Source organism: Dermacoccus sp. CCH2-D9 (assembly GCF_001556795.1).
Taxonomy (GTDB): domain Bacteria; phylum Actinomycetota; class Actinomycetes; order Actinomycetales; family Dermatophilaceae; genus Dermacoccus; species Dermacoccus nishinomiyaensis.
The window spans coordinates 1-8,699 of record NZ_LSJT01000050.1 but is presented as its reverse complement, the minus strand read 5'-3'; the positions used below and the strand labels follow the sequence as shown (position 1 = coordinate 8,699).

10 protein-coding genes are annotated in these 8,699 nt (G+C 71.1%); 3 read left to right on the top strand and 7 right to left on the bottom strand.

The window, feature by feature from the left end:
- A partial coding sequence (locus AX669_RS04820; RefSeq protein WP_156444928.1) for a cytochrome c oxidase assembly protein occupies positions 1-726 on the top strand: 726 nt, incomplete at its 5' end.
- Between the two features lie 371 nt (positions 727-1,097).
- Here AX669_RS04820 and AX669_RS04815 read toward each other — a convergent pair.
- From AX669_RS04815 to AX669_RS04790, 6 genes are all read right to left on the bottom strand, one after another.
- Positions 1,098-2,279: a permease gene (locus tag AX669_RS04815; RefSeq protein ID WP_058731092.1), complete on the bottom strand. Its 1,182-nt coding sequence runs from the start codon at positions 2,277-2,279 to the stop codon at positions 1,098-1,100.
- 171 nt (positions 2,280-2,450) lie between these two features.
- Positions 2,451-3,083 (bottom strand): hypothetical protein, encoded by a 633-nt coding sequence (locus tag AX669_RS14175; RefSeq protein ID WP_311197648.1) that lies wholly within the window; start codon positions 3,081-3,083, stop codon positions 2,451-2,453.
- 39 nt (positions 3,084-3,122) lie between these two features.
- The gene (locus tag AX669_RS04805) at positions 3,123-3,704 is read right to left on the bottom strand and encodes a signal peptidase II (protein WP_029144369.1); all 582 of its coding nucleotides are present in this window, start codon (positions 3,702-3,704) and stop codon (positions 3,123-3,125) included.
- On the bottom strand, positions 3,704-5,620 hold the full coding sequence (locus AX669_RS04800; RefSeq protein ID WP_038569906.1) for a cation-translocating P-type ATPase: 1,917 nt from the start codon (positions 5,618-5,620) through the stop codon (positions 3,704-3,706). The genes AX669_RS04805 and AX669_RS04800 overlap by 1 nt, the downstream gene beginning before the upstream one ends.
- Complete coding sequence (locus AX669_RS04795; protein ID WP_038566113.1) at positions 5,617-5,985, bottom strand: helix-turn-helix transcriptional regulator; 369 nt, start codon at positions 5,983-5,985, stop codon at positions 5,617-5,619. Before AX669_RS04795 ends, AX669_RS04800 begins: the two co-directional genes overlap by 4 nt.
- 19 nt (positions 5,986-6,004) lie before the next feature.
- Positions 6,005-6,469 (bottom strand): isoprenylcysteine carboxylmethyltransferase family protein, encoded by a 465-nt coding sequence (locus AX669_RS04790; protein WP_038566116.1) that lies wholly within the window; start codon positions 6,467-6,469, stop codon positions 6,005-6,007.
- A gap of 92 nt (positions 6,470-6,561) precedes the next feature.
- Here AX669_RS04790 and AX669_RS04785 point away from each other — a divergent pair, with 92 nt between their 5' ends.
- Positions 6,562-6,933 carry a metalloregulator ArsR/SmtB family transcription factor gene (locus AX669_RS04785; protein ID WP_099049768.1) on the top strand — a complete coding sequence of 124 codons (372 nt, stop codon included), beginning with the start codon at positions 6,562-6,564 and terminating at the stop codon, positions 6,931-6,933.
- Positions 6,930-7,991 (top strand): cation diffusion facilitator family transporter, encoded by a 1,062-nt coding sequence (locus tag AX669_RS04780; RefSeq protein WP_038566119.1) that lies wholly within the window; start codon positions 6,930-6,932, stop codon positions 7,989-7,991. Before AX669_RS04785 ends, AX669_RS04780 begins: the two co-directional genes overlap by 4 nt.
- Before the next feature lie 201 nt (positions 7,992-8,192).
- Here AX669_RS04780 and AX669_RS04775 read toward each other — a convergent pair.
- On the bottom strand, positions 8,193-8,699 hold a 507-nt coding region (locus AX669_RS04775; protein ID WP_062256967.1), incomplete at its 5' end, for a cytochrome c biogenesis CcdA family protein.

Here is an 8,699-nt window from a genome sequence, read left to right as displayed (position 1 = left end):
ACAATCGCCCCACCCAACTCGTCAAACAAGTTCAGACGCGTGACACTAGGTGCCCCGTTCCGACTGGCATTGCGAGCCGTCCCGCATCGTGGGTCGTTCGGTGGGCTGCTGCGCACGGTTACGGCCATCGTCTATTCCCGGCCGCACCGCATCATGTTGCATCCGGCGTTCGGCATCCCGCTATTCCTGCTCACCTACTACGGCCTCTACCTCAGCGACCTCGGCTCCCGGCTCCTCGGGACCTGGGCGGGCCACAACGGCCTCGAGATCGGCTTCCTGGCCGCAGGGGTCCTGTTCGCCGTCCCGATCCTCACGGTCGGACCGGGGCCGGTCCACCCCACCCATCTCGGCCGGATGCTCGACGTCTTCGCCGAGATGGCCCTGCACGCGTTCTTCGGCGTGCTGATCATGATGACACCGACGACCGTGGTCGCCGCGTTCGCCGCACCCCCACGGTCCTGGGGAATCGATCCTGTCGCCGACCAGCAGATCGCCGGCGGGCTTGCCTGGTCCTACGGCGAGGGACCCGCCACCGCGATCGTCGCATATCTGGTGTGGCGATGGTACCGCTACGACTCTGCCAGGTCCGCTTCAGCCGACCGCGACGCCGATCGGAGTGGGGACCCCGAACTGGCCGCGTATAACCGATACCTGGCCGTCCTCGCAGCACGTGACGGCCGTGGTGATACCGAGACGACGCAGGCGGGACGGGGCTCAGATCGGTAGTGCCGGCCCGGACCTGCGATAGTGCCGACTCCCTCGCTGTGAGAAGCGGACTCGACACCGTCGCAGCGTCGAGATGAGGCCCCCCTGCCTGAATTGCGGACGGCTGGCCTGGCGTTCGTCCGCGGGACGGGCAAGTTCCTCGCCGGGCGGTCGGTCCTGTGCCTTGCCTACGATCGGGTTTCGGGGTCATCCTCGCGGTGCAGCAGCCGGGCCTGCGGGACTGGTCGGACACGGCCCCCGGGACGGTATCAGCCGGCGCGGGCGCACGACAGCTGATCCGTCCACGCCGCGAGTGCGCCGGAAAGCGGCGACCAAGTGTGGCGACCGCATGAGTGGGGCCGGCCGGCACCTCGGAACTGGTCGGCCGTTGATCATTCTTGCCTGTGCGAGGCAGAGTCGCCGCGCCCGGCCGGCTCCGGGGAGCCGCCCATCATGCGCAGCATGCCGATACTGCCGGTGCGGAGGAACACGGTCAGCAGGGCGGCGGCGAGTGCGAGGAAGGCGATGTTCAGCCAGGTGGTGTAGTTCCAGCTGATGCCGGTCTCGGCGACCGCCAGGCTCCGGTCGTGCGGGACCATGCCGAGCGGGCCGAAGATCAATTCGACGGCGTACCCGGCGATGACCATTGCGGCGTAGAAGACCAGGCAGATCCGGGACGTGGCCTTCCAGCCGTAGTACTTCTTGTAGATGAGGATGATCGGGATGATGATCAGGTCGGCGAACAGGAAGCTGACCACGCCGCCGAAGCTGATCCCGCCGTTCCACAGCACCGCCGCCAGTGGCACGTTCCCGACCGAGCAGACGAAGCTGATCACGGCCAGCAGTGGCCCGATCAGCGGGCCCAGCACGAACGAGGCGACCGGGTCTTCGGTGAAGAACACTGCCTGCAGCCAGGCCTTGGGCACCCAGGCGGCGAACGCGCCGGCGATCAGCAGGCCCAGCACGATGTCGCGGAGCACGGCCGCCCAGTCCATCACGAAGTAGCGCGAGACCGCGGTCACGCCGTCCCGGGAGAGCAGCCGGGCCCAGAATCCGGCGTCGCCCTGGACGGACATGTCCATGGCGGCGTGGCCCTCCATCGACCCGGCGAGCCTCTGCTCGGCCTGCCGCCGCGCCGCCTCGACGATCCGGCCGCGCATCCAGAGCCTGAATCCGAGCGCGACCAGCACGATCATGATCGGGCCGCCGACGAACTCCGCGGCGGTGAACTGCCAGCCCATCACGAACCACAGGACCAGCCCGAGCTCGAGCACCAGGTTGGTCGAGGCGATCTCGAAGGCCATCGCCGCCGCGAAGTCCGCGCCCTTGCGAAACAGCGCCCGGGCCAGCGCGACCGCGGCGTAGGAGCAGGACGAGGACGCCGCGCCGAACAGTGCGGAGACCGCGATCGATCTCGGCGAGTCGTCGGCCATCAGCTGCGTGACGCGCTCCTTGCGCACCACCGCCTGGATGACGCCGGACAGCGTGAAGCCGAGCACGAGGGGCCAGAGGATCTGCCAGCCCATCGAGCCGGCCATCGCCAGCGCGTCGACGGCTGCGCTCAGGACGTCCATCAGGATTCGTTCCTCCCGGCAACACGGTCAGCGACTGTTCGGCCATCCGGTCCCGTACCCGGACGCGGCCCGTCCACGCGCGGATTGCGCCGAGCTGCCTGAGAAACCGGGACGACGATGCTGGTGGCGCATCGGCGTCGCCGCGGCCAGCGGCTGGCCCCGAGCACCTACCTAGCCGATGCTGAGACCAGCGAGCTGCTCAGGGGTGCCGGTGACGACAAGGCGCAGGTCGGCGTGGTCGTCGTCGATCTGCCAGTCGACGAACGAGCAGCAGGCGCTCTCGGTCGCGACCAGATCGCGCAGCCGCCGCGCTGAGTCGCCGGTCCGGGCGTAGTGCACGACCAGTCTGGCCTCTCCGCGCTCGACCTCGAGGAGGTAGTCGTCGTCGAAGGCTCGCCACCTCTCGAGCTGCTGCTTGCCCGCGGTCGGCGCGAGCGCGCAGGCGATCGGCAGCCCGCCCAGCGGTCCGACCGGCGACTCGAGCCCCGTCACCGCCGACGTCGGCGCGCGACCGATGGCTGCGCGCAGCTGATCGACGGTCGGCGACCCGGCCAGCCCGGCAGGAGTGCGGAACACCCGGCAGGCGAGCCCGACCGGTGTGTGCTCGTCGGCGAAGGGGTCGACGCCGTCGACGAGGACGGTCGGGGACCCGTGGAACTCGAGGCGGGCGGCGTCGTCGGCGGTCTCGACTCGCTGATGCGCGACGCGGACGTCCGATCGGCCGTCGAGGGCCTCGGCGAGCCGCCGGTCGATCACCTCCCAGTTCGGGCACCCGTCGAAGTACTGCAGCGTGATCTCCAACATCTTCTCCTCTCAATCCTGTCTGCGGCTCGGCAGCCGTCGTCAGCTCCGCTCGCCAGCCTCTTCGGAACTGAGCCGTGCCGAAGAACTCGGGGAGTCTTCTGGCGATGAGCCGTCGTGGAGCATCAGGAACGCCCCGGTGACCGCGCCCACGACGATGACGATGTCGGCGACGTTCCCGATGAACCAGTCGCCGTAGGCCAGGAAGTCCACGACGTGGCCGCGGGCGAAGCCGGGGGCGCGGAAGAGCCGGTCCCCGGCGTGCGAGGCCGCCGCACCGCCGACGGCACCGATCACGACCGCCCACCGAAGACGCCGGACACGGAACGCGAAGACGACCGCGGCGACCGCGGCCGCGACAGCGACCAGCGCGAACACCCAGGTCGAGCCCTCGCCGAAGGAGAACGCCGCACCGGGGTTGTACGCCAGCTGGAGTCCCAGCAGCTCGCCGACGAGCGGGATGCGCTCCTGCGTCGAGAGGGTGGCCTCAGCCCATGCCTTGGTCCCTTGGTCGACCAGGACGACCAAACCGCCGAGCAGGAAGGTCCCCGCTACCAGGAGCGTCCGCCTCGGACCATGAGCGATCCGGGCAGTGGACCCGCGGACCGCGTCCTTCGCCCGCATCAGCCCGCTGCCTGAGGCTTGCGGGCACGCGCGGCGCGCAGCCCGTTGGCGATGACGACGACCTCGGCGACCTCGTGGACGAGGACGACCGCGGCCAGGCCGAGCACGCCGGTGATGGCCAGGGGCAGCAGCACGGTGATGATCGCCAGGGACAGCACGATGTTCTGGTTCATGATCGCCCGGCCGCGGCGGGCGTGGCGCAGCGCCTGCGGGATCAGGCCGAGGTCGTGGCCGGTGAAGGCGACGTCGGCGGACTCGATCGCGGCGTCGGAGCCGGTCGCTCCCATCGCGATGCCCACGGTCGCCCCGGCCAGGGCGGGAGCGTCGTTGATGCCGTCGCCGATCATCGCCGTGGGCGAGGCCTCGGAGAGCTGGGCGACGATGCGGGCCTTGTCCTCGGGCCGCAGCTCGGCGTGCACGTCGCCGATCCCGGCGCGCTGCGCGAGCGCGTGCGCGGTGCGGGCGTTGTCGCCGGTGAGCATGCTCACCTCGACGCCCTGGGCCCGCAGCGTGCGCACGACCTCGGGGACCTCGGGGCGCAGCTCGTCGCGGACGCTGATCGCCCCGGCCAGGCGGCCGTCGACGGCCACGAGCACGCAGGTCTGTCCCTCGGCCTCCAGGTCCTCGACCCGGGCCTTGAGCGCCCCCGCGTCGATCCAGCGGGGGCTGCCCACCGTCACCCGGCGGCCGTCGACCAGGCCGCCGATGCCGTGCCCGGCCTCCTCGGCCACGTCCTGCGCGGCGGGGGCTGCCTGGCCCGCGGCGGCGATGGCGGCGGCCAGCGGGTGCGTCGAGTGCTGCTCGACGGCGGCGGCCCAGGCGAGCACCTGGGCGTCGTCGAAGCCGTCGGCGGCGACGACGGCGGTGACCTCGGGCCGGTTGCGGGTCAGGGTGCCGGTCTTGTCCACGGCGAGGTGGCGGATGCCGCCGAGGCGCTCGAAGGCGGCACCGCTCTTGATGACGACGCCGAACTTCGTCGCCGCCCCGATCGCGGAGACCACGGTGACGGGCACCGCGATCGCCAGCGCGCACGGGCTGGCGGCGACGAGGACGACCAGGGCGCGGGTGATCCAGGTCTCGGGGTCGCCGAGCAGCGAGCCGAGCACGCCGACCAGGACGGCGAGGACCATCACGCCGGGCACCAGCGGGCGGGCGATCCGGTCGGCGATGCGCGCGCGTTCGCCCTTCTCGGCCTGGGCCTGCTCGACCAGCTCAACGATGGTGGTCAGCGAGTTGTCGGTGCCCGCCGCGGTCGCCTCGACCTCCAGCACACCCGCGGTGTTGATCGCGCCCGCCGACACCGCGTCATCGGGGGCGACCTCGACCGGGATCGACTCGCCGGTGATCGCCGAGGTGTCCAGACTGGAGCGGCCGGACCGGACAGTCCCGTCGGTCGCGACCCGCTCGCCCGGGCGGACCAGCAGCACGTCGCCGACGGCGATCTCCTTCGCCGGGATCTCGACCGAGGCCCCGTCGCGCAGCACGGTCGCGGTATCCGGCACGAGCTTGAGCAGCGCGCGCAGGCCGCCGCGAGCGCGGTCCATCGCCTTGTCCTCCAGGGCCTCGGCGATCGAGTAGAGGAACGCCAGCGCGGCGGCCTCCTCCACGTAGCCGAGGATCACCGCGCCGACGGCGCTGATCGTCATCAGCAGCGCGATCCCCAGCCTCCGCCTGACGACCAGGTTCCGCAGCGCGCCGGGCACGAACGTGTACGCGCCCAGCAGCAGCCCCGCCCAGAACGCGACCAGCGCCGCGACGTGCAGCCCCGACCACTCCAGCACCAGGCCGGTGCCGAACGCGACGCCGGAGAGGATCGGCACGACCAGTCCCGGGTCGCGCCACCAAGGGCGCTCGGTCTCCTCGGCTTCCTCGGATGAGCTGGTGGTCGGCTCGTCGCAGCCGCAGGCGGCGCTCACGAGGCGTCCCCCGAGCCGGTCGCGGCGCAGCAGCCCGGCACCGAGCACTGCGGGTCGATGCACGGCGCGCTCTCGTCCACGGCCAGCGTCACGTCCACCAGCGCCGTCAGCGCCGCGGCCAGGTGCGGGTCGGCGATCTCGTAGCGGGTCTGACGGCCCTCGGGCTCGGCGACCACGATCCCGCAGTCGCGCAGGCAGGTCAGGTGGTTGGACACGTTCGAGCGCGTCAGCCCGAGCTCGCGCGAGAGCACGGCGGGGTGGCTCGGGCCGTCGAGCAAGGACATCAGGATCCGGGAGCGCGTCGGGTCCGCCATGGCCCGGCCGAGCCGGTTCATGACGTCGAGACGCGAAGCAATAGTCAGCACACGCTGAACTATACAGTGATCACTGACCAGACGGCAAGGTTGGCGGGCCGATCCAGCGGGGAGCCGCGGCCGCATAGGCGTCGAAGGCGGCACCGAACTTCTCCCGCAGGGCGCTCTCCTCCGCCGGGATCTGGATCCGGTCGATCAGGGCGACGAAGCCGGCGGCGGGCAGGAGCGCCGCCCACGATCGGCGAAGGGCCGCGTGGGCGAGGAGCAGCCCGGCCATGACCGTGTACATCGGGTTCCGCGTGAGGCGGAACGGCCCGGTCGTGACCAGCGCCTCTGCCCGGTCGACGGCGAGGGGGTCGACGGTCGTGCCCCGGCGTCGGAACGCCGTGGTCGATGAGAGCAGCAGCCCTGCCGATGCCGCGGCCATCGCGCCAGCCGTTGCCCGCGACAGCGCGGTGCTCGCCGACCCCCGCGCGATCAGCCCCTGAGCCGCGGCCGCGCCGGCGGCCAGAAGGAGCGGCGGGACGCGCGTCATGATCGAGACCCCTCGGCGGTCCGAGCAAGAATGGTCATCATGCGATGACCATACAGGATGCGCTGACGCATCGGTCATGCGATAATCTGCGCATGGACGCAGATAAGCAGATGTGCGGGCTGGACCCGGACTCGCCGTTCGTGGAGCTGGCGGTGGAGGTGTTCGGGCTGCTCGCGGACGCGACGCGGGTGCGGATCATCCTGGCGCTGCGCGGCAGCGGGGAGGTGTCGGTCAACCATCTGGCCGACATCGTGGACAAGTCCCCGGCGGCGGTGTCGCAGCATCTGGCGAAGCTGCGGATGGCGCGGATCGTGTCGACCCGGCAGGAGGGGCAGCGGGTGTTCTACCGACTGGAGAACGAGCACGCCTCGCAGCTGGTGTCCGACGCGATCTTCCAGGCCGAGCACTCCATTGCGCAGGGCCAGCCCCCGGCGCACCACCACCAGGAACGGGAACGAGCATGACCCGGCACGACCACGCCCATCCGCACGACGCCGTCGAAATCGAGCCCGGGCACGATCATGACCATGAGCCCGACCACGATCATGATCGCGGCGATGGGCATGGCCACGGCCACTCGCACCCGACGGGACTCAAGGGATTCCTCTACGGGATCTTCGTGCCGCACTCCCACGACGCCGCGGACTCGATCGACGACGCGATGGAGGCGAACGCAGAGGGCGTCCGGGCGCTGAAGATCAGCCTCGTGATCATGATCGCCACCACCGTGGTGCAGGCGGTGATCGTCGCCTTCTCCGGCTCGGTCGCGCTGCTGGCCGACACGATCCACAACCTCTCCGACGCGCTCACCGCGATCCCGCTGTGGATCGCGTTCGCACTGTCAAGGCGGGCCGCGACGCGGAAGTACACCTACGGCTTCAACCGGGCCGAGGACCTCGCCGGCCTGTTCATCGTGCTGATGATCGCGCTGTCCTCGATCGTGGCCGCCTACGAGGCGATCGACCGGATGATCAACCCACGCCCGATGGAGAACATCGGCTGGGTGATCGCCGCAGGGATCGCCGGGTTCCTGGGCAACGAGGCGGTCGCGGTGTACCGGATCCGCGTGGGCCGGAAGATCGGCTCGGCCGCGCTGGTCGCCGACGGCGTGCACGCCCGGACCGACGGGTTCACCTCGCTGGCGGTGGTCGCCGGCGGGATCGGCGTGCTGCTGGGCTTCCCGCTGGCCGACCCGATCGTCGGGCTGCTGATCTCGGCGATGATCGCGGTGCTGCTGGTCGGCACTGTCCGATCGGTCGGCCGGCGGCTGATGGACGGCATCGAGCCCGAGCTCCTCGACCGGGCCGAGCACGCCCTGGAGCACCTGACCGAGGTCGAGTCGGTGGAGCAGGTGCGGCTGCGGTGGGTCGGCCATCGCCTGCACGGCGACGCCCTGCTGCGCACGCGGTCGCTGAGCCTGGCCGAGGCCGACCGCGTGGCGGCAGAGGCGGAGGCGTCGGTGAAGGAGCGCATGCCGAACGTGGACGAGATGGCGGTGCGGGTCACGGGGTCTGCGGCCTGACACCGAAACGCAGATGACGCGCCCTCACTTGATGCCCTCACTTGGTGAGAGGCAACGCGGCTGCCCGCACGGGTGGTCGATGCCGGAGCTGCCGATCATGACTCCTGCTGCCCATCGCGGCAAGGGTGCCGCGGCCAGCAGTCATCACCTCACCTGCCCGAGCCCGGGGCGGCGAGCCGGCGGGTCGGGCTCGGAACGCGGTCAGATCACGGTGACGAATCCGCTGACGACCTGCCGGATGACGCCCATCAGCCAGCCCCAAACGCCGGTGATCATCAGCGCCCCGGTCGCGATCATCAACAGGCCGCCGATCCGCATGATCAGTTCCTGCCGGGCCCGCAGGAAGGCGACGGCACGGCTGATGCGCTGGAAGGCCACCGCTGCGACGATGAACGGCACGCCGAGCCCGAGGGTGTAGGCCACGGCCAGCCATGCGCCCTTGGCCGCGCTGCCCGCGTTCAGCGCCATCGTCAGCACCGCGCCGAGCGTCGGGCCGGTGCAGGGCGTCCATCCCAGGCCGAAGACGAGACCGACCAGCGGAGCAGCGGCGAGGCCGACCCGAGGCAGCCGGGTGGGCCGTAGGTCGCGCTGGCCGAAGCGGACCAGGCCGGCGAAGATCAGGCCAAGCACGATCATGATCGCGCCCATCGCGCGGGTGAGGGGTCCCTGCCATCGCAGGACGATGCCGCCGAGAGCCCCGGCCAGGGT

Excerpts from the sequence above, each read along its gene's own strand:
- AX669_RS04805 (WP_029144369.1), bottom strand. The coding sequence starts at position 3,704 with ATGCGGGCGAAGGACGCGGTCCGCGGGTCCACTGCCCGGATCGCTCAT.
- AX669_RS04785 (WP_099049768.1), top strand. The coding sequence starts at position 6,562 with ATGGACGCAGATAAGCAGATGTGCGGGCTGGACCCGGACTCGCCGTTC.
- AX669_RS14175 (WP_311197648.1), bottom strand. The coding sequence starts at position 3,083 with ATGTTGGAGATCACGCTGCAGTACTTCGACGGGTGCCCGAACTGGGAG.
- AX669_RS04815 (WP_058731092.1), bottom strand. The coding sequence starts at position 2,279 with ATGGACGTCCTGAGCGCAGCCGTCGACGCGCTGGCGATGGCCGGCTCG.
- AX669_RS04780 (WP_038566119.1), top strand. The coding sequence starts at position 6,930 with ATGACCCGGCACGACCACGCCCATCCGCACGACGCCGTCGAAATCGAG.
- AX669_RS04790 (WP_038566116.1), bottom strand. The coding sequence starts at position 6,469 with ATGACGCGCGTCCCGCCGCTCCTTCTGGCCGCCGGCGCGGCCGCGGCT.